The following is a 21,792-nucleotide window of genomic DNA, read 5'->3' as shown; positions in this document are numbered from 1 at the left end:
GGCCAGCCCCGTGCCGGTCCGCCGCCCTCTCCTACTCCGCTGGATGCAGCCGCGCTGGCCCCGGATCGCGTCGCCCGCGCAGCCGCCAGCGGTCCAGCGCCAGGTAGATCACCGGCGTGGTGTAGAGCGTGAGCAGTTGCGACAGGATCAGCCCGCCGATGATGGAGATGCCGAGCGGCTGCCGCAGCTCCGCCCCGACCCCGCTGCCCAGCGCCAGCGGCAGCGCGCCGAACAGCGCGGCCAGCGTCGTCATCAGGATCGGGCGGAAGCGGTCGCGGCAGGCGGCCAGGATGGATTCCTCGCTCGACGCGCCCTCCTCCCGCTCATGCGACAACGCGAAATCCACCAGCATGATCGCGTTCTTCTTCACGATGCCCATCAGCAGGATCACGCCGATCAGCGCCACGACGCTGAAGGAGGTCCCGGTGACCAGCAGTGCCAGCAGCGCGCCCAGCCCCGCCGTGGGCAGGGTGGAGAGGATCGTCAGCGGGTGGATGTAGCTCTCGTAGAGCACGCCCAGCACGATATAGATCGAGACCAGCGCCGCCAGGATCAGCAACGGCTGCGAGCTCTCGAAATCCTGGAAGGCGGCGGCATTGCCGCCATACTGGGTGCGGATGCCGGCGGGCAGCATGATCTCCCGCTCCGCCTGGGCCACAAGCGCCTGCGCCTGGCTCAGCGAGATGCCTTCGGCGAGGTTGAAGGTGATGGTGGTGGCCGGGAACTGGCTGCGATGCGTCACGCGCAGCGGCGCCGTTTCCCGCCGCACCTTCGCCACGGACAGCAGCGGCACCGGCCCGTCGCGCCCGGGCACGAAGACGCGGTCGAACTGTGTTGCGCTCTGCTGCAGAGACGGGGTGACCTCCAGCACCACGCGGTACTGGTTGCGCGACATGTAGATGGTGGAGACCTGGCGCTGCGCGAAGGCGTTGTTGAAGGCGGCGCTGATATCCTCCACCCCCACGCCCAGCCGGGCCGCGGCGTCGCGGTCGATGATCAGGCGCTCCACCAGCCCCGCGCTCTCCTGGTCCGAGGACACGTCGGTGATGCCCGGCACCGTGCGCAGCTTGCGGACCATCTTCTCGGTCCAGTCGCGCAGCTCCCCGATATCCGTGCCCAGCATCACGTAGGAATACTGCGCGTTGCCGCCCCGGCCGCCGATGAAGAGGTCCTGCTGCGACCGCATGAAGACGTTCACGCCGGGAATATGACTCAGCGGCGCGCGCAGCCGGTCGATCACCTGGGCGGCGGTCACGCCACGCTCCTCGCGCGGCTTGAGCTGGATGAAGATGGAGCCGGAATTGGTGCCGCCGTTGAAGCCGGAGCCGATGGTGGTGCCGATGCTGGCCACCGCCGGGTCCGCCGCGATGATCTCGCCGACCCGCTGCTGCAGCCCCAGCATCCGGTCGAAGGAGGTATCGGGCGCGGCCTGGCTGGAGCCCTGGATCAGCCCGGTGTCCTGCTCCGGAAAGAAGCTCTTGGGCACGACCATGTAGAGCCAGATGGTCAGTGCCACGAAGCCGATCGTGGCCAGCAGCGCGGTGCGCCGGAAATGCAGCACCACGCGCAGCGTGCGCAGATAGAAGCCGATCAGGGCATCCAGCGCCCGCTCGAAGCCCCGCGCCAGGAGGCCGGGCAGGCGTTCCGGCCCGGCACCGCCGAAATGCGCCGTGATCATCGGCGTCAGCGTCAGCGACAGCACGCCCGAGACCAGCACCGCCACCGCGAGCGTCACCGAGAATTCCCGGAAGATGCGCCCGACCACGCCGCCCATGGCCAGCAGCGGCAGGAAGACCGCCACCAGCGAGACGGTGATGGAGACGATGGTGAAGCCGATCTCCCGCGCCCCTTCCAGCGCCGCCTCGACCGGCCCCATCCCGCGCTCGCGCAGGCGGGAGACGTTCTCGATCATCACGATGGCATCGTCCACCACGAAGCCCACCGCGATGGTCAGCGCCATCAGCGAGAAGTTGTTCAGCGAGTAGCCGAGGAACCACATCACCACCAGCGTGGCCAGCAGGGACAGCGGCACCGCCGCGCTGGCCGCCAGGATCGAGGAGAGCCGCCGCAGGAAGACCGCCACCACCCCGATCACCAGGCCGATGGAGAGCAGCAGGGTGAACTCCACCTCCTCCACGCTGGCGCGGATGGTGCCGGAGCGGTCGCTCTGCACGTTGACCTGCACGCCGCCCGGCACCCAGCCCAGCAGTTGCGGCTCCATGGCCCGCACGCCGTCCACCACCTCCAGCACGTTGGCGTCGGCCTGCTTGTACACCTGCAGCAGCACCGAGGGCCGGCTGTCGAAGAAGCCCGCCTGCCGCCGGTTGCGGCTGCCGTCGGTGACCCGCGCGATGGCGGAAAGCCGCACCACGCCCTTGTCCGTCGCCTTGACGATCAGCGTCTGGAAGTCCCGCGCCCGGAGCAGCCGGCTGTTCAGCCCGATCGAGGCCGCCTGCTCCGGCCCGTCGATCAGCCCGTTGGCCTGGGTGACGTTGGCGTTGCTGATCGCGGTGCGGACGTCCTCCAGCGACACGCCCGCCGCCGCGACGGCATCCGGGTTCACCGCGACGCGCACCGCCGGCTGGTCGGCCCCGCCCACCTGCACCTGCGCCACGCCGTCCACCTGCGACAGGCGCTGCGCCACGACGCTGTCTGCCACGTCATAGAGCGCGCTCTGCGTCAGCGTGTCCGAGGTCAGCGCCAGGATCATCACCGGCGCATCCGCCGGGTTGATCTTGCGCACGGTCGGCGGGTTGGGCAGGCCGGAGGGCAGGTCCTGCCGCGCCGCGTTCACGGCGGCCTGCACATCACGCGCGGCGCTTTCCTGCGTCCGGCTGATGTCGAACTGGATGATGATGTTGCCCGTGCCGGTGGAGGAGAAGGAGGTCATCTCCGTGATCCCCGCCACCGCGCCGATCTGCCGCTCCAGCGGCGCGATCACCGTGGCCGCCAGCGTCTCCGGATTGGCGCCGGGCTGGTTCACCTGCACGAAGATGGTGGGCAGGTCCACGCGCGGCATGGCCGAGACGGGCAGCTTCACGAAGGCCACGACGCCCGCCAGCATCATTCCCACCGCCAGCAGGAAGGTGGCGATGGGCCGCCGGATGAAGGGCGCCGAGATCGAGAACACCGCCCCGCTACTCCGCCGGCGCCGGGGAGGTCCCGCCCGCCCCGCGCCAGCGCTCCACCATGGCCCGCAGCCGCTCCATCGCCAGATAGACGGCGGGCGTGGTGAAGAGGGTGATGAGCTGGCTCAGCAGCAGCCCGCCGACGATGGACACGCCCAGCGGCAGCCGCAGCTCCGCCCCGATGCCGGAGGACAGCACCAGCGGCAGCGCGCCCAGCAGCGCCGCGGCGGTGGTCATCATGATCGGGCGGAAGCGCAGCAGGCAGGCCTCCACCACCGCGTCGTGCGGCGACATGCCCCGCTCGCGCTGCGCCTCCAGCGCGAAGTCGATCACCATGATGCCGTTCTTCTTCACGATGCCCATCAGCAGGATGATGCCGATCAGCCCCACCACGGACAGGTCGAGCCCCCAGAGCTCCAGCGCCAGCAACGCGCCGATGCCGGCGGAAGGCAGGGTGGAGAGGATGGTGACCGGGTGGATCAGGCTCTCGTAGAGCACGCCCAGCGTGATGTAGATCACGATGATCGCCGCCAGGATCAGCCAGGGCTGCCCGGCGAGCGAGGTGTTGAACTCCGCCACGTCGCCGCCGAAGCGCCCCTGCACCGTGTCCGGCAGGCCGATCTCGGCCTCGGCGGCATGGATCGCCTCCACCGCCTGGCCCAGCGACATCCCTTCCTCCAGGTTGAAGCTGATCGTCACCGCCGGGAACTGGTTCTCCCGCGTCACCAGCAGCGGCGCGCGAATCCGGGCGAAGCTCGCGATCTCCGCCAGCGGCACCTCCGCGCTGGTCGTCGTGGTGGTATCGGAATCCGCCGCGCCGGTGCTCGTGCTGCTGCCGGTGACGCGGATCTGCCCGATCATGTTCGGATCGCTGCGCACCGGGTCGGCGGCCTCCAGCACCACGCGGTACTGGTTGCTCTGGCCATAGATGGTGGAGATCTGCCGCTGCCCGAAATTGTCGTAGAGCGCGTTGGCCACGCTCGCCATGCTGACGCCGAGGCGCGAGGCCTTGTCCCGGTCCACCTGGATGGCGATGCGGATGCCGTCGTCGCGCTGGTCGCTCGCCACGTCGCGCAGGCCGGGGATCCGGCGGAACCGATCCACCACGCGCGGCGCCCAGAGGCCCAGGCGCTGTGCGTCGGAATCGGTCATCGTGTACTGGTACTGCGTGGTGGAAAGCCGCGCGCCGATCTGGATGTCCTGCACCGCCACCGGATAGGCGATGCCGCCCGGCACCGCGTTCAGCCGCGGCTGAAGCCGCGCGATCACCTGCTGCGCCGTGGCGTCGCGCTCGTCGCGCGGGCGCAGCACGACGATGATGCGCCCGGTGTTCTGCGCCGGGTTGGTCGCCCCCGCCCCGGCGGTGACGGCGACGGAGGCGACCGCCGGGTCCTGCCGCACCACCTCGGCCAGCCGCTGCTGCAGCGCCGCCACCCTTGCGAAGGAGGCATCCTGCGGCGCCTCGGTGGTGATCTGGATCAGCCCGTTGTCCTGCGCCGGCAGGAAGCCCTTGGGGATCACCACATAGAGCCAGCCGGTCAGGATCACCGTGCCCAGCGCCACCAGCAGCGTCAGCCCCTGGTGCCGCAGCGTGACGGCCAGCATCCGGCCGTAGCCGCGCCGCATCCGCTCGAAGCCGCCCTCCACCCAGCGCGCCACCAGCCCCGGCCGGGAATGCGGCCGCAGCACCAGCGCGCACATCATCGGCGTCAGGGTCAGCGAGATGACCATGGAGACCAGCACGGCGGCCGTCAGCGTCTCGGCGAACTCCCGGAACAGCCGCCCGACCACGCCCTCCATGAACAGCAGCGGGATGAACACCGCGATCAGCGAGACGGTGAGCGAGACGATGGTGAAGGCGATCTGCCGCGCGCCCTCGAAGGCGGCCTCCAGCGGCTTCTTCCCTTCCTCGATCAGCCGCACGATGTTCTCGATCATCACGATCGCATCGTCCACCACGAAGCCGGTGGCGATGGTCAGCGCCATCAGCGACAGGTTGTCGAGCGAATAGCCCATCATCGCCATGACGCCGAAGGTGCCGATGATCGACAGCGGCAGCGACACCGCGGGCACCAGCGTCGCCCGCCCGCTGCCGAGGAAGAGGTAGATCACCCCCACCACCAGCGCCACGGCCAGCACCAGCGTCAGCTGCACCTCGTGCACCGAGGCGCGGATCGTTTCCGTCCGGTCCGACACGACCGACAGCCGCGCCCCCGCCGGCACGGCGGCCGAAAGCTCCGGCATCAGCGCCTGGATGCGGCTCACCGTCTCCACGATATTGGCGCCCGGCTGCCGCTGCACGTCGATCAGGATGGCGGGCCGGCCGTTGAACCAGGCGCCGTTGCGGTCGTTCTCCAGCGCCTCGGCGGAGGTGCCGACATCGCGCAGCCGCACCGGCGCGCCGTCCTTCCAGGCGATGATGACGTCACTGAACTCCGCCGGCGTGGTGATCTGGTCGTTGGCCAGGATGCTCGCCGCCTGCCGCGCCCCGTCCAGCGTGCCCTTGGGCGAGTTCTGGTTGGCGTTGGAGATGGCGGTGCGCACCGTCTCCAGCCCGATGCCATAGGCGGCGAGGCGCTGCGGATCGACGCGCAGCCGCACCGCGGGGCGCATGTTGCCCTGCACGCTGACCCGCCCCACCCCGCTCACCTGCGCTAGCTTCTGCGCCAGGATCGTGTCCGCCGTGTCGCTCAGCCGCGCGATGGGCAGCGTGTCGGAGGTCAGCGCCAGGGTGACGATCGCCGGGTCCGCGGGGTTCACCTTGCTGTAGGTCGGCGGATAGGGAAGCGTGGAGGGCAGCGTCCCCCGCGCCGCGTCCAGCGCCGCCTGCACGTCCTGGGACGCCGTGTCCATGCTCTTGTCGAGCCGGAACTGCAGCGTGATCCGGTTCACCCCCGGCCCCGAGACGGCGGTCATCGCCGTCAGGCCGGAGATCTGCGCGAACTGCCGCTCCAGCGGCGCCGAAACCAGCAGCGCCACCGTGTCCGGCGAGGCGCCGGGGAGCTGCGTGCTGACCTCGATGGTCGGGAAATCCACCTCCGGCAGCGAGGAGACCGGCAGGCGCAGATAGCCCAGGATGCCCCCCAGCAGCACCGCGATGGCCAGCAGCGTGGTCGCCACCGGCCGGGCGATGAAGGGCGCGGCGATGTTCAATTGCGCGCCCCCGCCTGGGCCCCCGATGCCCCCCCGGCCTGGACCTCCGCCTGCCGGCGGGCCTGCCGCGCCGCGCTGGGTGCCGCCGGTGCCTCCGGCGCGGGCGCGGCAGGGTCCACCACCGAGACCGTGGCCCCCGGGTTGAGCCGCAGCGCGCCCGAGGTCACCACCCGCTCGCCCGGCTTCAGCCCCTGGCGGATCACCGCCTCCGCCAGCGTCACCGGGCCCAGCTGCACGCTGCGCTGCTCCACCTTGCTGTCGCTGCCCACCACGAAGACGAAGGCCCCGTCCGGCCCCTGCTGCACGGCCACCAGCGGCACCACCGTGGCATCCGGCACCGTCTCGATGCCGATGCGGAGGTTCACGAAGGCCCCTGGCCAGAGCCGGTTGTCCTCGTTCGGGAACACGGCCCGCGCCTTCACCGTGCCGGTGGCGCTGTCCACCTGGTTGTCCACGGTCAGCAGCGTGCCCTCCGCCCCCGGATCGTCGCCCGCCGCGATGGTGCGCACGGGCACCTTGCCTGCCGCCTGGGCGCGCAGCAGCCGCCCCAGCTCCTGCTGCGGGATGGTGAAGATGGCGGTGATCGGCCGCATCTGCGTCAGGGTCACGAGGCCGCTGCTGTCCGAGGTCTGCACGAGGTTCCCCGCATCGACCTGCCGCAGCCCCACCCGCCCGTCGATCGGGGAGCGGATCACGGTGAAGTCCACCTGCGTCTGCGCGCTGTCGATGGCGGCCTGGTCCTGCGCCACCTGGGCCTCGTACATCGCCACCTGGGCGCGCTGCGTGTCCACCTGCTGCCGGGTCACGCCGTTGGCGGCGAGCAGCCCCTGGTAGCGCTGCAGGTCCACCTTCGCATTGGCGAGCTGCGCCTGGTCATAGGCCTTCTTGGCCTTGGCCTGCTCCAGCGCCGCGACATAGGTGCGGTCGTCGATGCGGGCGAGGAGGTCGCCCTTCCGCACCTCCTGCCCCTCCCGGAAGGCCACCTCGACCAGCGTGCCCGAGACCTGGGAGCGCACGGTGATGGTGTTCAGCGGCGTCACCGTGCCCAGCGCGTCCAGGGTCAGCGGCAGGTCCCGGACCTCCGCCGTCGCCGCCGTGACCGGCACGGGCACGCCGCCGCCGGGTCCGGGGCCGCCCGGCCCGCGCCGCCGCGCCGCGCCCGGAGCGGCGGGCCCGCCGCTCCGGGCCGCCGTCGTGCCGTCCTGCGCTCCGCCGCCCAGATAGTGCTTCCAGGCCCAGTAGCCACCGCCGCCCAGCCCGGCGAGCAGGACGACCAGCACCACGAGGCGGGAGAAGGATGACCGTGTCATGGGGATCTTTCGTCTCAGCGCCAGCCGCCGCCCAGGGCGCGGAACAGCCCCACCGCGGCCTGGAAATAGGCGAGCCGCGCCTGCACCAGGCTGGTGCGGGCGGAGAACAGCGTCTGCTGCGTGTTGATCAGGGTGATCAGGTCGATGGTCCCGGCGCGGAGCTGCGCCTCGGAGATATTGTAGGCCTGCTGCGCCTTTGCAGCCGCATTCGCCTGCCGCTCCACGCGATCGGCCGATTCACGGAAGGCGATCAGCGCGTTCTCCACATCCACCAGCGCCGAGACGATGGCGCGGCGGTATTCCACCACCAGTTCCTCCGCCTGCGCCCGGCTGAGCGCAACCTGACCGCGCAGCGCGCCACCGTCGAAGATGGTCTGCGTGATCCCGGCGGCGAGCGTGAAGAAGGCTGCCTCCGGCGTCACCAGGTTGGCCAGGTTCAGCGTCTGGAACCCGCCCTGCGCCGTCAGCGTCACGGAGGGCAGCAGCGCCGCCCGCGCCGCCGCCACATTGGCGTTGGCCGAGGCGAGGTTGGCCTCCGCCAGATGCACGTCCGGCCGCCGCGCCAGCGCCTCCGCCGGCAGGCCCGGCGCCGCCACCGGCACGCGCAGCTCGTCCAGCCGCCCGCCGGTCACCTTGAAGCTCTCCGGCGTCCGCCCGATCAGCGTGGCGATGGCGTTGATGTTCTGCCCGATGGTCTGGCGCAGCGGCGGCACGGCCGCCTCCTGCTGCGCCACCACCGTCTCCTGCTGCGCCAGGTCCAGCCCCGTGGCCGTGCCCGCCGCCACCTGGGCGCGGATCACCGCCAGCACCCGGTTCGCGGCATCGAGGTTGTCGAGCTGCGTGCGCAGTTCCTCCTGCCCCTCCAGCACCGTGAAATAGGTCTCCGCGAGGGAGGCCTGGGTGGTCATCATCACCGTGCCGACATTGAAGCGCCGCGCGATCGCGGTCTGCCGCGCCGCCTCGGTGGCGTTGCGGTTCTTGCCCCAGAAGTCGATCTCGTAGCTCGCCGCGAGGGACAGGCTCTTGACCGAGCGTGCCGAGGTGCTGGTGCGCCCATAGCCGCTGGTGCGCGTCTGGCTGGCATCCCCGCTGGCATCCAGCGTCGGCAGCAGCGAGGCCCCGGTGATCCGAAGCTGCGCGTCGGCCTGCCGCACCTGCGCCTCGGCGGCGGCCAGGTCGAAGTTCCCCGCCGCCGCGGCCTCCATCAGCCGGTCCAGCTCGGGCGAGCCGAAGCCCTTCCACCAGTCCGGAGCGGGCCAGACGGCCGGCGTCTCGGCCGCCTCGCGGAAACGGTCCGGCAGGGCGAGGCCGGAGCTCACCGGCCCGGGCCGCGGCCCACAGGCGGCCAGGGCGGCGGCGGCACCGGCGAGCAGCAGCAGCGCCCGGCGGGGAGCCCCCCGGGTAACCCCTTGGGGAACCCCCTGGGGACCCCCCTGGGCAACCCCGTGGGGAACCTCATGGGAGACAAGGCACGGAGCACCCTGGACGGGTCGCACGGCCGCGCCCGCAGCCTCAGCGAAATCGCTCAATCGTCCTGGTCCCCTGGCCCATTCCCGGCTCGATCCCCGGCTCGATCCCCTGCCCGGTCCCCGGGCCCATGGCCGCCGGCGTCCCGGCCGCGCCGCCCCTGGGAGCGACCGGGCGGCATGTCCTCGGCGATCCGGCGCCGGCCTTCCGGCGAGATCGCGCCCATTGCCTGCACCAGGTTGGTGTCGAAACTCTGGCCGAACACCGCCCCCTCGGTCCGCGTGGCGGCCAGCGCGGCCTGCAGCGCCGCCGGGTCGAAGGGCTCGCGCCCGATGCTGGCCCGCACCTCGGCAAAGGCTTCGCGAAGCCGCCGCCGGGCGGCGTCGCGCGTTTCCCAGCCCATCTCCATGCGCGCATGGAAGACCTCGCGGTCCCCGGGCGGCAGCAGGCGTTCCATATGGGCGACCAGCCGGCGCGGGTCCGCCGGCCCGCCGCCCGGATCGCGGAACAGCAGCAGCCCGCCGAGCACGAGGTTGAGCGCCAGCGACGCGCCGAAGCCGGCCCGCAGCAGGACAGGAATGGAAAGGCGCATCGTCAGGAATCGGTATCCAGCAGGGCCAGGACCTGGGTGGCGGAGATCAGGGCGTTGTCGTCATCCAGGCCGGAGGAGCCCGGCAGGCTGAGGCTGGGCGGCGAGATCGCCAGCCAGACGGCGCAGAGGGCCAGCATGGCCAGGGCACCACATCCGGCCGGCAGCAGCGGGCGGAACCAGGCCCGCAGCCGCCCGCCCATCCCCGGGGAAGCCGCCGGGGAAAGCGCCGGGGAAAGCGCCGGGGCGGGCATCCGCGCCACCCGGGCCGCCACCGCCGCGCGCATCCGGGCCAGGGCCTCCGGGTCGGGCGGCAGCGCGGCGCCGCCCGGCGTGGCGTCCAGCGCCACATCCAGCCGCAGCGTCTCGGCCAGCAGCGCCCGCGCCTCGGCGGAGGCGGCGAGCAGCGCCCGGGCCGCCACGGCCTCGCCCTCCGGCCAGCGCGCGAGGCCGGCCCCATGGGTTTCGAGCCGCCGGCGGAAATCGCGAAGCTCCATGGCCATCACTCCTTTCCACGCCGCAGCCGCGCCAGCAGGAACAGACGCCCGCGCCGCAGCAGACCTTCCAGCGCACGCTGGGTCACGTCCAGCGCCGCCGCGGCCTCGGCCCCGCTCAGCCCCCGGTCATAGGCGAGCGCCAGCGCCGCCCGCTGCCGGGGCGGCAACTCCCGCAGCGCGGCCGCCACCGCCGCCCGGTCCTGCCGGGCCGCCAGCGCCGCCTCCGGGTCCGGAGACGGGTCCGCCTGCAGCCATGCCTCCTCCAGTGGCACGCCGCCGCGATACTCGCCCGGGCGCCGGGCGCGGTCGATCGCGAGGTTCACGGCGATCCGGTAGAGCCAGGTGGACAGCTTCGCCTTGCGGGGGTCGAAGCGCGCCGCGTCCCGCCAGGCGCGCAGCATCGCCTCCTGCGCCACCTCCTCGGCCTCGGCCGGGCGGCCGGTGACGCGCAGGGCGGCGCCGTAGAGTAGCGGCAACTGCCGGGTGCAGAGGTGGTCGAAGGCCAGCCGGTCCCCGGCCGCCGCCCAGGCGATCAGGGTTTCGTCCGTCGCGGCCCCGCGGTCCCGCTCCTGGACCGGAACCTCGGCGGCCTGGTCCCTCGCGACAGACCCGGCTTGGCGGAACGGGGAATATCTCAGGGGGGACTCGATCCGGCCGGAAAGGGTGAGGCTGAGCATGGGTGGAATAGGGGGACCGGTCGGTTGCGTCATCCCTGATACGGTGCAACCGGAGCGAACCCATGCGCCGGACCATCATTTTTTGCACCACCCCGCCCGGACAGCGGCTTTTCCCGGCAAGCCGCCACCCGGCGGAACGTCCAGGAAGAGTCAACGCCCGCCTCAGGGCCGGGAACCACGCCCCCGCAGCCTGACCCGCCGCCTCCGGCGTCCGGCCGGCCTCTCCTCTCCTTCCCCGGTGGCGGCATTCCCGTCGCCCCCGCGCCGGGCCCGCCACCAGCCGGTCAGCAGCCCCAGCCCCGCCAGCACCAGGAAGGGCAGCCCCACCAGCGGCGACAGCACGGCGGACAGGTCGGGTGATCCGCCCCGGGCGAAGATCTCCGCCAGCCCGGCCCCGATCCAGGCATAGACCAGCGTGGCCGGCAGGATGCCCAGCGCGGTGGCGGCGGCGAAGACCGGCAGCCGCATTCCCACCATGGCCGGGGCGACATTGCCCAGCCAGAAGGGCACCACCGGCATGAAGCGCAACGACAGCAGGTACCAGAACCCGTCCTGCTCCAGCGCCGGCCGCAGCCTTTCCACCAGCGGTCCGATCTGGCGGTGCACCAGCGGCTCCAGCGCCGAGCGCACGATCAGGAAGAGCAGCGACCCGCCCAGCGTCGCCGCCGTCACCGCCAGCCCGGCGCCCAGCCAGCGCCCGAACAGGAACCCCCCGGCCAGCGTCAGGATGGTGCCCGGCACCAGACAGGCCGTGCAGAACGCATAGGCCGCCACATAGATCAGCACCGCCTGCAGGGGCCGCGTCTCGACAAAGACCGCCAGTGCCTCCCGGTACTCCGCCAGCGCCCCCAGGCTGAGATAGCGCCCCAGCCCCAGCGCATAGGCCAGGACGCCCCCGGCCAGCAGCAGCGCCAGCGGCCAGAGCCGCAGCCATGCGCCGCCGGGCCGCCGGCCGGGCCAGCCACCGGGCGGGCGGGCGGAGTGCTGCCCCGGGCGCGGATCGTCCTGGCCCTCCGTCATGGCGGGCTGCCGGGCGAAGAGGCCGTCCGGGCAGCGCGGGCCTCGCCCCCGGATGCATCCCAGGGCGACTTCACGGGTGCGCCCACGGAAGCTCCCGCTTCAGGACAGTTGCTGGGCCCATCCTCCGGGCGACATCTCCGCATCCCCCGGCAACGCCCCGGAGGCAGTGGAGGATGCGGCGCATCCTCCACTGCCTCCGGAACCGGCCACCGCAAACCGGCTTCCCTTGCCCGCGCGGTCTTGATACGCCCGCCGCCACCGATGCGCCCTGCCCTGCATGCCTTCCTGGTGAACGGCCGCTTCGGCGACCCCGCCCTCTATGTCGAACTGCCCTTCGAGCGCCGCGCGCTGGTCTTCGACCTGGGCGACCTGCACGTGCTGTCCCCCCGCCGCCTGCTGCGGCTGGAGGCGGCGCTGGTCACCCATGCCCATATGGACCACCTGATCGGCTTCGACACGCTGCTCCGCCATCTCGTCGGGCGCGAGAAGCGCTTCGCCCTGGTCGGGCCGGAAGGCATCGCCGCCCGCATCGGCCACAAGCTCCAGGGCTACAGCTGGGACCTCGCCGGCCTCTACGCCGCCGAACTGGCCTTCGAGGTCACCGAGGTCGCCGGCAACCCGGCCGCCCCCGCCGGCGGGCTGCCCTGGCGCCGTACGCGCTTCCGCCTCTCCACCGGCTTCGCCCCCGAGCCGGGCGAGGCGGGCGTGGCAGAGGACGGCACCGTCCTGCACCTGCCCCGGCTGGAGATCCAGGCAGCGCTGCTCTCGCACCACGGCGCCCCCTGCCTCGGCTACCTGCTGCGCGAAGTGTCCCACGTGAATCTCTGGCGCGAGCGGCTGGATGCGCTGGGCCTGCCCACCGGCCCCTGGCTGAACGGCCTGAAACGCGCCGTCCAGGAGAACGCGCCGGACGACCATCCGATCCCCATCCTCGCCCGCGGCCAGGGGCCCCGCACCCTGCCGAGCACCCTCCCCTTGGGCCTGCTGCGCCAGGCCGTCACCGTCACCCCCGGCCAGCGCATCGGCTACTGCACCGATCTCGGCGACACGCCGGAGAACCGCGAGACCGTCGCCCGGCTGGCGCGGGAGGCCGACCTGCTCTTCCTGGAATCCGCCTTCGCCGCCGAGGACGCCGCCCTGGCCGCCCGGCGCGGCCACCTCACCACCCGTGCCGCCGGGGAGATCGCCCGCGCCGCCCGGGTCCGCCGGCTGGAGCCCTTCCACTTCTCCGCCCGCTATGCCGGGCAGGAGGCGCGCATGCTGGCCGAGGCCGCCGAGGCCTTCGGCCGCCCCCTCGCCCCGGCCGAGACGCCGGAAGGCTGAAGCCCTGCCCGGCGTGGCCATTCCCGCCCGCCCCTATCGATGCCCTTGAAAAACAGGCACTTCCTTCCCATTTCCCATTGCTTTCGGCAGATCCGGAGGAGAGTTCCCGATGGCCAGCGGCTGGGCCCCCGACGGGGCGGTGCAGGACCAGATCGATGACACCGTGACGGATGGCGTGCTGCGTGCCCGCGCCCATATCCCGAAGGGCGAAGGTCCGACGCACTGCGTGGAATGCGACGAGCCGATCCCCGAGGCCCGCCGCCGCGCCTTGCCGGGCGTCCGTACCTGCGTCGCCTGCCAGTCGGCGCTAGACCGCCGGCCGGTGCAGATCGGCTTCAACCGCCGCGGCAGCAAGGACAGCCAGCTCCGGTAGGCCAGGCCGGAGGGACCGATGGAAAGGGCCCATGGGACGAAGTGATTCCGGTGGCACAACCTCCTCCGCCCCGGATACCGTTCATGCGCGATCTGCTCTAAGCCTTCGCTCCGGACCCTGACCGGAAGGAGCGCCCCGATGTCCCATCCGAAGCCCGCCATGCTGGTGATCCTCGACGGCTGGGGATGGCGCGAGGAAGTGGCCGACAATGCCGTCCGCCAGGCCCATACGCCCTGCTTCGACGAGCTCTGGGCCAACTGCCCGCACAGCTTCCTGCGCACCTCGGGCCATGATGTCGGCCTGCCGGACGGGCAGATGGGCAATTCCGAGGTCGGCCACCTGAACATTGGCGCCGGCCGCATCGTGATGCAGGACCTCCCCCGCATCACCAAGGCGGTCGGGGATGGCTCCATCGCCTCCCTGCCCGCCGTCACCGATCTGATCGCGAAGCTCAAGGCCAGCGGCGGCACCCTCCAGCTCTGCGGCCTGCTCTCCCCCGGCGGCGTGCACAGCCACCAGGACCACGGCCTCGCCCTCGCCCGGGTCTTCGCCGATGCCGGCATCCCCGTCGCGGTGCATGTCTGGACCGATGGCCGCGACACCACCCCGCTCGGCTCGGTGGAGTTCCTGAAGCGCTTCGAGCCCGAACTGCCGCGGGGCGCCCGCATCGCCTCCGTCTCGGGGCGCTACTTCGCCATGGACCGTGACAAGCGCTGGGACCGGGTGCAGAAGGCCTGGAACGCCATGGTGCTGGGCGAGGGACCGAAATCCGCCTCCGCCGCCGAGGCCATCGCCGCCGCCCATGCGGCCGGCACCACCGACGAGTTCATCCCCCCCACCGCGATCGGCGACTATGCCGGGATGAAGGACGGCGACGGCCTCCTCTGTTTCAACTTCCGCGCCGACCGGGTGCGCGAGATCCTGGACGCCATCCTCGACCCGGAATTCTCCGGCTTCTCCCGCCCCCGCCTGCCGAAGCTGGCCGGCGCCGCCGGAATGACGCAGTACTCCACCGACCTCGACCGCTTCCTCGCCACCCTTTTCCCGCCCCAGTCGATGAAGGACATCCTGGGCGCCGTGGTCTCCGCCGCCGGCATGAAGCAGCTCCGCATGGCCGAGACCGAGAAGTACCCGCACGTCACCTATTTCATGAACGGCGGCGAGGAGGAGCCTTTCCCCGGCGAGGACCGCGTCATGGTCCCCTCCCCCAAGGTCGCCACCTACGACCTCCAGCCGGAGATGTCGGAGCCGGAGCTGGCCGAGAAGGCCGAGGCCGCGATCCGCTCCGGCCAGTACGACATGATCCTGCTGAACTTCGCCAATGCCGACATGGTGGGCCATACCGGCAGCCTCGCCGCCGCCATCAGGGCCTGCGAGGCCGCCGATGCCGGCCTCGCCCGCATCGTCTCCGCCATCCGCGACATGGGCGGCGCCCTGCTCGTCACCGCCGACCACGGCAATGCCGAGCTGATGCGCGACCCGGCGACGGGCGGCCCGCACACCGCCCATACCACCAACCCGGTTCCGGTCATCCTGCTCGGCGGCCCCCAGGGCTGCACGCTGCGCCAGGGCCGGCTGGCAGACCTGGCGCCGACCCTGCTGCAGCTCCTCGGGCTGAAGCAGCCGGAGGCGATGACCGGCCAGACGCTGATCCAGGCCGGGGGCTGATTGCCGGCGCCACCCGTCCCCCCGCCGCCGGCCCCGCCCGGTGGCGGCCGGCGGGCGGCCATGCCGTTGGCTGCCCCGCCGCGCCCCCTCCCGTCCCGCTGGAAGGCCCGGCTGCGGGCCGCCGCGCTGGCGCTGCTGGTGGCGCCCGCCTCGGCCACGCCCCTCGCCGCCGCGCCGCGCAGGGCGGCGGAACGCCCGCCCGGCCACGAGGATCTGCACCGGGCGGAACAGGAGGCGGCGCAGGCGAAGGATGTCGCCGAGGCGGCCGCCCGCGCTTCCCGCGAGGCCCGGGAATACGAGGAACGCCTCTCCGCCGAACGGGCCGAGCTGGGCCGCCGCGCCGTCGCGGCCGAGGATGCGTTGGACGAGGCACAGAGCCAGCTGGACGCCGCCCAGGCGGACGTGGCCGCCGCCGAGGCCTCGCTGCGGGAACAGTCGGCCCGGCTGGCGCCGCTGCTGCCCGCGATGCGCCGCATGTCCGCCTGGCCGGCCGAGACGCTGCTCGCCCTGCCGGTGCCGCCGGAGGAGGCGCTGCGTGGCGCCCTGGTGCTGCGCGGCCTGGGCCGCCGCCTCTCGGAGGAAGCCGCCGCCTACCGCATCGCCCGGGAGGAAACCGGGCAGGCCCTGGCCCGCGCCGCCGCCCGGCGCGCGGACCTCGCCCAGGCCCGCGACCGCGCCCGCGCCGCGACCCAGGCGGTGGAGGCCAGCCTGTCCGAGGCCCGCACCGCGCGCGGGCAGGCCGACCGGGCAGAGGAACGGGCGGCGCAGCGTGCCGCGGGCCTCGCCGCCCGGGCCGGCAACCTGCGCGGCGCCATCGCCCGGCTGGAGCGCGAGGCCGCCGCCCGGGCCGAGCGCGAGGCGAAGGAGAAGGCCGCCCGCGAGGAAGCCGCCCGCCAGGCGGCGGCCCAGGCGACCCGCGACGACGCCCGCCGCGCCGCCCGCCGCAACCGGGAGGACGAGGAGCAGGTCGCCGCCCTGCCCTCCGCCCCCGCCATCCCCCGCGGCCGCGGCCGCGCCCTGCCGGTGGCCGGCCGCGTCGTCTCCCAGTTCGGCGCCGACGGCACCACCGGCCAGACCTGGTCCACCCCGCCCGGCGCCCGCGTCGTCAGCCCCTGCTCCGGGCAGGTGGCCTTCGCTGATACATTTCGTTCCTATGGCCTGCTGTTGATCATGGATTGCGGTGACGGATACCATGTGGTCCTGTCTGGTCTCGATCGCCTGGACGCCGGGGTGGGGCAGAAAGTCTCGGCGGGCGAGGCGGTCGGGCAGATGGGACGTCCCTCTTCCGGGCGTCCCAGCCTCTACGTCGAACTCCGGCGCAGGGGACGGGCGGTGGACCCGCGACCCTGGCTGGCCGGCAACGGCCGCACGGGATAGCGGGCGCCTTCTCTGAATTTACCTTGTCTCGGGGAGCCTCGGGCGGATGCGGCGCAAGTTCCGGACAGCAACGGGTGTGGCGGTGGCCTTTGTCGCGGGGGCCGTCGCGGGACCCGTGGTGACTTCGACGGTGGTGCCGGCGCTCGCGCAGGATTCCGGCCGTGCGGACACCTATCGGCTTCTCAACCTCTTTGGCGACGTCTTCGAGCGCGTGCGGGCCGACTACGTCGATCCGGTCAACGACCGCGACGCGATCGAGAACGCCATCAACGGCATGCTGCAAGGGCTCGACCCGCACAGCTCCTACATGAACGCGAAGAACTTCCGCGACATGCAGGTGCAGACGCGCGGCGAGTTCGGCGGCCTCGGCATCGAGGTCACGCAGGAAGGCGGCTACGTCAAGGTCATCTCGCCGATCGACGACACGCCCGCCCAGCGCGCCGGCATCAAGCCCGGCGACCTGATCACCAACCTCAACGGCACCTCCGTCCAGGGCATGAGCCTGCAGGACGCGGTGGAGCAGATGCGGGGCGAGCGCGGCTCCTCCATCCGCCTGACCATCCGGCGCGAGGGCGTGACCACGCCCATCGACCTGAGCCTGACCCGGGAGGTGATCCGCCCGCAGGTCGTCCGGGCGCGGCTCGAAGGCAACGACATCGCCTATATCCGCCTCACCTCCTTCAACGAGCAGACCGATCCCGGCCTGCGCAAGACCTTCCAGCAGCTCAAGACCCAGGCGCCGAACGGGCTCAAGGGCCTGATCCTCGACCTGCGCAACAACCCCGGCGGGCTGCTCGACCAGGCGATCCAGGTCAGCGACGACCTGATCGACCAGGGCGAGATCGTTTCCACCCGCGGCCGCCGCCCCGAGGACGCGCAACGCTGGAACGCCCGCGCCGGCGACATCACCAACGGCCTTCCGGTCGTGGTGCTGATCAACGGCGGCTCCGCCTCGGCCAGCGAGATCGTGGCCGGCGCGCTGCAGGATCACCGCCGCGCCGTGGTGCTGGGCGTGAAGTCCTTCGGCAAGGGCTCGGTGCAGACGGTCATGCCGCTGCCCGGCAATGGCGCCATCCGGCTGACCACGGCGCGCTACTACACCCCCTCCGGCCGCTCCATCCAGGCCACCGGCATCGAGCCGGACGTGGAGGTGCTCGGCCAGCGCGTGGATGCCGCCCAGCGCGACCGCGAGGCCGATCTCCGCCATGCCCTCAAGCATCCCGATGGCTCCGCCGCCACCCCGGTCGCGCCCCTGCCGCCGCTGAACCTGTCCCAGAGCCTGCTCGACCGCATCCAGCACACGCCGCCCGAGGGCGCCCCCGCCTTCGACCCGACCAAGCCGGAGACGGATTTCCAGTTGCAGCAGGCCCTGGTCCTGGTGCGCGGCATGGCCGCCACGCCGCAGCAGGCCCCGGCGCAGCGGCGCGCCAGCCGCTGACCCACCGGCCGCGGCGGAAGCCGCGGCAGGATACCCGACCGCTCCCATCCGGGTGCGGGAGGCTCTCGCACCCGGATGACCCGGCCATGAAAGCGGACCGGGCAGAGCGATGCCTCCCCCGGTACGGGTTTCGCGACTACCGGCCCGAGGCCGTTTTCTCCGGGACCCGTGCCGCCGCGCCGGCAGGGGATACCGGCCCCTCGCTACCGGAAGAACCCCTCGCGGTCCCCTGAAGCCGCCCGCTCATGCCAGCAAAGGTCCGCTACCCTCTTCGCATGGATGAGCGGCATCCTTGCAACTTCCGGCTGTCGCGATGCGGGCGTTTACCGGGCATAAACGACACAGACGCCATAAAATTCTGGAAACCGGCGGACTTGCCTGGAAATGCCCTCATTGTTGAGGATACTCTCAAAAAGAGAGACCGCGGCAGATGACCCGCCGCGGAAAGCCGAAAATCTGCCCTGGACCGGCCCCGATGCGCCCCAGCATCCCGGCCTTCCGGGCGAGGGCGAACGGACGGAAACCATGCGCGAGGCGGTGGCTGGCGGCCCGGAAGCCGGCGAATGGAACAATGGCTGGACCTGGCTGAGGCGCTTCTGGGGCCTCGTCCTGACCGCCACCCTGCTGGGCCTGGGCACGCTCGCCTATCTCGGCCCGCCGCCGCAGGAAGCCTCCCTGGAGGCGAACCGGGACGCCACCCCGCGGCCCCCTTCGGACGCCGCGCCGGATGCACCAGCCGCCATCGTGGCCGCTGCCCAGGCTGCCCCCGCCCCGCCGGCCGCCACTCTGACCGACCTCCAGGACCCCGCCTCCCAGCAGAGCCAGGGGCCGCCGGGTCCGATCCCGCCGCCGGACCCGCAGATGCTGGAGGCCACCCGCCTGGGCGCCCTGCCCCGCGTGGCGCCGGATGGGCGGACCTCGATCCGTGCCTATGGCCGCGCCTTCCCGCGTGCCGAGAAGCGGCCACGCATCGCCATCGTGGTCGGCGGCCTGGGCCTGAATGCGGCGCTGAGCGACGAGGCCATCCGCCGCCTGCCGCCCACGACCGGCCTCGCCTTCAGCCCCTATGCCCAGAACCTCCAGCCCCTGCTGAACCGCGCCCGCGCCCGGGGGATGGAGGCGCTGGTGGCCCTGCCGCTGGAACCCGCCGGCTATCCGTCCAACGATCCGGGGCCCCGCGCCCTCCTCACCACGCTTCCGGCCGCCGAGAACGCGGAGCGGCTGCGCTGGGTGCTGACCCGGCTGCAGGGCTATGTCGGCGCTGTCGGCGCCCTGGGCGGCATGCGCGGCGAACGCTTCGCACAGGCGCCGGAACTGCTGGCCGGGGTGCAGGACGTGCTGCGGGATCGCGGCCTGCTCTATCTCGACCCGCGGCCCGAGGCGACCAATGGGAATCGCGCCTGGGGCCGCACTGCGGATGTGGTGATCGACGAGCCCGCGACGCGCGAGGGCGTGGAGCGCCGCCTGCAGGAGCTCGAACGCGTCGCCAAGGAATGGGGATCGGCCCTCGGCGTGGCCGGCGATGCCTCGCCCGTGCTGCTGGACCGTATTACAAGCTGGGCGACGGGGCTGGAACAGCGGGGGATCGTGCTGGCGCCGGTCACCGCCATCCTCCGCCGCCCCGAGATCCCGCAGAAGGAAAGTGCCGCGCGATGAGCGACCTGCCCTACCGCCCCAATGTCGGCGCCGTGCTCTTCAACGCCGATGGGCTGGTGCTGGTGGCGCGCCGCGCGGACCAGCCGCATGGGGAGGCGGCCGCCGGCGCCTGGCAGCTCCCGCAGGGCGGGCTGGACGAAGGCGAGGAACCCCGGCAGGCCGTGCTGCGCGAACTGGCCGAGGAGATCGGCACCGGCAAGGCCGAGATCCTGGCCGAGCACGACGAATGGCTGCGCTACGACCTTCCGGAGCACCTGATCGGCAAGGTCTGGGGCGGCCGCTGGCGCGGGCAGGAACAGCGCTGGTTCGCCCTGCGCTTCACCGGCCAGGATTCCGATATCCGCCTGGATGCCGATGCCCATCAGGAATTCGATGCCTGGCGCTGGGCGAGGCTGGAAGAACTCCCCGGCCTCGCCGTCCCCTTCAAGCGCCCGATCTACGAGGCCCTGACCCGCGCTTTCGCCCGCTTCGCCGGCTGAAACCAGATCCGGCGTTGCGCTTCCCCGGGGGACAGGCGCCGCCTTTCCCCCGGACCCCCTATCCGCCAGGACACTGCGTGCCCTGGACCCGGTTCGCTGGCGCTCGCTGATGCCGGATCGCGCCGGAGAGCCAGGCTCTCCGGCGGACTGCCAGTGCCATCAGAGCGGACAGGGTGTTTTTCTTTTTCTCAGGAGCCTCGCGCTTCCACCTGCTCCCAGGGATCAGGCCGCAGGGTAACGGTTACCACCAGAGCCAACTCAGGCCCGGGGTCCGGGGACCGGCTTCGGTCCCTGGCGGAGAGGGGGTCCAGGGCGAGAGGCAGCGCCTCTCCCCCGGGGCCAGCCAAAAGAACCGCCCCCAAAAATTGGAATCGAAACGTAACGGAACGTCGCGAACCAGGGCGTCATGCTCCCTGGAACGCCTCTGCCAGCGCGTTCCAGAAGGGCTTGCGATCCCCCTCCCAGTCCAGCGGCAGGCCGCGATGCTTCAGCCCGTCCTTGCGCGTCACGCCGGGGTCGGAGACCAGCCAGGAATAACGGTCGATCAGCCCCCAGGTCAGGATGGTCTTCACTCCCCCGGCCAGGGCCGCCTCGGCGAATTCCTTCACCCGTGCCGCGACGAGGACGTCCCGGGCGGGATAGCCGTCGGGCACCTTCCAGGATTCCCGCACATCCAGCTCGGTGATCAGGAGCTGGAGCCCCTCCCCCGCCAATTCCTTGCAGAAAGCCGTGAAGGATGGCCCGCTGAAGGGCCGGTCCATCTGCAGATGCGCCTGCATCCCCACCGCATCCAGCGGTGCGCCGGCACGGCGGAGCTGCCGCACCAGGGCCAGCAGCCGCCGCCGCTTCTCCAGGCAGTGCGGCGCTTCCTCCTCCACCCCGTACTCGTTCAGGGTGATCCGCAGCGTCGGGTCTCGCTCCCGCGCCAGCCGCAGGGCCAGCTCGATATAGGACGGCCCCAGCGCCCGCAGCCAGGGCGTGTCGCGCAGGTCTCCCGTGGCCTGCGGCGTGTCGCTGCCCGGAGGGTCGGCGACCACCTCGTTCACCACGTCCCAGTCCCGCATGTTTTCGCGCGTATGGTCCAGCACGGCGGTGAAATGCGCCTCCATCACGCCGCGCGCCCGCTGCGGCCCCTCGCCCAGCGCCTTCACCAGCCAGTCCGGCACGGCATGGTGCCAGATCAGCGCATGGCCGCGCATCGCCTTGCCGTTCTGCCGGGCCCAGGCACTCATGGCGTCCAAGGGACCGAAGTCGAACTTCCCTTCCTGGGGCTGCACCGTGCCCCACTTGCCCTCGTATTCCGGCACCAGCAGGGCGCATTCGGTGCGGTAGGCGCGGGCGTAATCCGGATTGTCGCGCAGCATCGCGGACTGCGCGGCGGTGCCATAGCCGAAGCCCCGCGAACGGGCGATCCCGCCCAGGCCGGGGAATGTCTCCTGCGCGTGCCCGGAACGGAGCAGGGCCGGCCCCAGCCCGGCACCGGCCAGGGCCGCGGCGACCAGCCGCCGCCGGTGCAGGCGCCCCGGAAGCGGGCTCAGGCGACGGCTCGCGCGCAATGGGCCGTGGCCGGCAGGCTTCTTGCCGGAGTCCGGCCGGCCCCCGTTTTCGCCGGGCATGCCGTCATGGGCGGCATCATC

The 21,792-nt window shown here is 72.3% G+C and carries 16 protein-coding genes; 7 read left to right on the top strand and 9 right to left on the bottom strand.

The window, feature by feature from the left end; all coding sequences use genetic code 11:
* Positions 1-31: 31 nt before the first annotated feature.
* The 8 genes from BT98_RS0100555 to BT98_RS22705 all read right to left on the bottom strand — a co-directional run bounded on the left by BT98_RS0100555 (position 32) and on the right by BT98_RS22705 (position 11,841).
* On the bottom strand, positions 32-3,130 hold the full coding sequence (locus tag BT98_RS0100555; RefSeq protein ID WP_019461086.1) for an efflux RND transporter permease subunit: 3,099 nt from the start codon (positions 3,128-3,130) through the stop codon (positions 32-34).
* 7 nt (positions 3,131-3,137) lie between these two features.
* Complete coding sequence (locus BT98_RS0100550) at positions 3,138-6,281, bottom strand: efflux RND transporter permease subunit (protein ID WP_019461085.1); 3,144 nt, start codon at positions 6,279-6,281, stop codon at positions 3,138-3,140.
* A complete protein-coding gene (locus BT98_RS22720; protein WP_037249483.1) occupies positions 6,278-7,591 on the bottom strand; it encodes an efflux RND transporter periplasmic adaptor subunit in 1,314 nt (437 codons plus the stop codon). Before BT98_RS22720 ends, BT98_RS0100550 begins: the two co-directional genes overlap by 4 nt.
* Positions 7,592-7,605: 14 nt before the next feature.
* Positions 7,606-8,940 carry an efflux transporter outer membrane subunit gene (locus BT98_RS0100540; protein ID WP_079253431.1) on the bottom strand — a complete coding sequence of 445 codons (1,335 nt, stop codon included), beginning with the start codon at positions 8,938-8,940 and terminating at the stop codon, positions 7,606-7,608.
* 176 nt (positions 8,941-9,116) lie between these two features.
* A complete protein-coding gene (locus tag BT98_RS0100535) occupies positions 9,117-9,650 on the bottom strand; it encodes a periplasmic heavy metal sensor (RefSeq protein ID WP_019463280.1) in 534 nt (177 codons plus the stop codon).
* A 2-nt stretch (positions 9,651-9,652) separates the two neighbouring features.
* The gene (locus BT98_RS25810; RefSeq protein WP_155985191.1) at positions 9,653-10,144 is read right to left on the bottom strand and encodes a hypothetical protein; all 492 of its coding nucleotides are present in this window, start codon (positions 10,142-10,144) and stop codon (positions 9,653-9,655) included.
* Positions 10,145-10,149: 5 nt separating this feature from the next.
* Positions 10,150-10,821 (bottom strand): sigma-70 family RNA polymerase sigma factor, encoded by a 672-nt coding sequence (locus BT98_RS22710; RefSeq protein WP_019463278.1) that lies wholly within the window; start codon positions 10,819-10,821, stop codon positions 10,150-10,152.
* A gap of 162 nt (positions 10,822-10,983) precedes the next feature.
* Positions 10,984-11,841, bottom strand: a complete 858-nt coding sequence (locus BT98_RS22705; RefSeq protein ID WP_019463277.1) for a TVP38/TMEM64 family protein — start codon at positions 11,839-11,841, stop codon at positions 10,984-10,986.
* A gap of 261 nt (positions 11,842-12,102) precedes the next feature.
* On the opposite strand from BT98_RS22705, the gene BT98_RS0100515 reads away from it, so the two are divergent.
* From BT98_RS0100515 to BT98_RS0100485, 7 genes are all read left to right on the top strand, one after another.
* A complete protein-coding gene (locus BT98_RS0100515; protein WP_019463276.1) occupies positions 12,103-13,164 on the top strand; it encodes an MBL fold metallo-hydrolase in 1,062 nt (353 codons plus the stop codon).
* A gap of 109 nt (positions 13,165-13,273) precedes the next feature.
* The gene (locus tag BT98_RS0100510) at positions 13,274-13,537 is read left to right on the top strand and encodes a DksA/TraR family C4-type zinc finger protein (protein ID WP_019463275.1); all 264 of its coding nucleotides are present in this window, start codon (positions 13,274-13,276) and stop codon (positions 13,535-13,537) included.
* 138 nt (positions 13,538-13,675) lie between these two features.
* Positions 13,676-15,205, top strand: a complete 1,530-nt coding sequence (gene gpmI, locus BT98_RS0100505; protein WP_027297115.1) for a 2,3-bisphosphoglycerate-independent phosphoglycerate mutase — start codon at positions 13,676-13,678, stop codon at positions 15,203-15,205.
* 60 nt (positions 15,206-15,265) lie between these two features.
* Positions 15,266-16,582 carry a murein hydrolase activator EnvC family protein gene (locus tag BT98_RS0100500; protein WP_147292447.1) on the top strand — a complete coding sequence of 439 codons (1,317 nt, stop codon included), beginning with the start codon at positions 15,266-15,268 and terminating at the stop codon, positions 16,580-16,582.
* 46 nt (positions 16,583-16,628) lie between these two features.
* Positions 16,629-18,020, top strand: coding sequence for a S41 family peptidase (locus tag BT98_RS0100495; RefSeq protein ID WP_026033545.1), 1,392 nt, complete (start codon positions 16,629-16,631; stop codon positions 18,018-18,020).
* 525 nt (positions 18,021-18,545) lie between these two features.
* A complete protein-coding gene (locus BT98_RS22700) occupies positions 18,546-19,676 on the top strand; it encodes a divergent polysaccharide deacetylase family protein (protein ID WP_019463007.1) in 1,131 nt (376 codons plus the stop codon).
* Positions 19,673-20,155 carry an RNA pyrophosphohydrolase gene (locus tag BT98_RS0100485; RefSeq protein WP_019463006.1) on the top strand — a complete coding sequence of 161 codons (483 nt, stop codon included), beginning with the start codon at positions 19,673-19,675 and terminating at the stop codon, positions 20,153-20,155. Before BT98_RS22700 ends, BT98_RS0100485 begins: the two co-directional genes overlap by 4 nt.
* 404 nt (positions 20,156-20,559) lie before the next feature.
* Here the strand turns inward: BT98_RS0100485 and BT98_RS0100480 are convergent, their stop codons facing one another.
* Positions 20,560-21,711 (bottom strand): endo-1,4-beta-xylanase, encoded by a 1,152-nt coding sequence (locus BT98_RS0100480; protein ID WP_037249541.1) that lies wholly within the window; start codon positions 21,709-21,711, stop codon positions 20,560-20,562.
* Positions 21,712-21,792 lie beyond the last annotated feature (81 nt).

It is taken from the genome of Roseomonas mucosa ATCC BAA-692, from assembly GCF_000622225.1.
GTDB classification, from domain to species: domain Bacteria; phylum Pseudomonadota; class Alphaproteobacteria; order Acetobacterales; family Acetobacteraceae; genus Roseomonas; species Roseomonas mucosa.
Note: the sequence above shows the minus strand (reverse complement) of the source record. Positions and strands in the feature narration are given on the sequence as shown.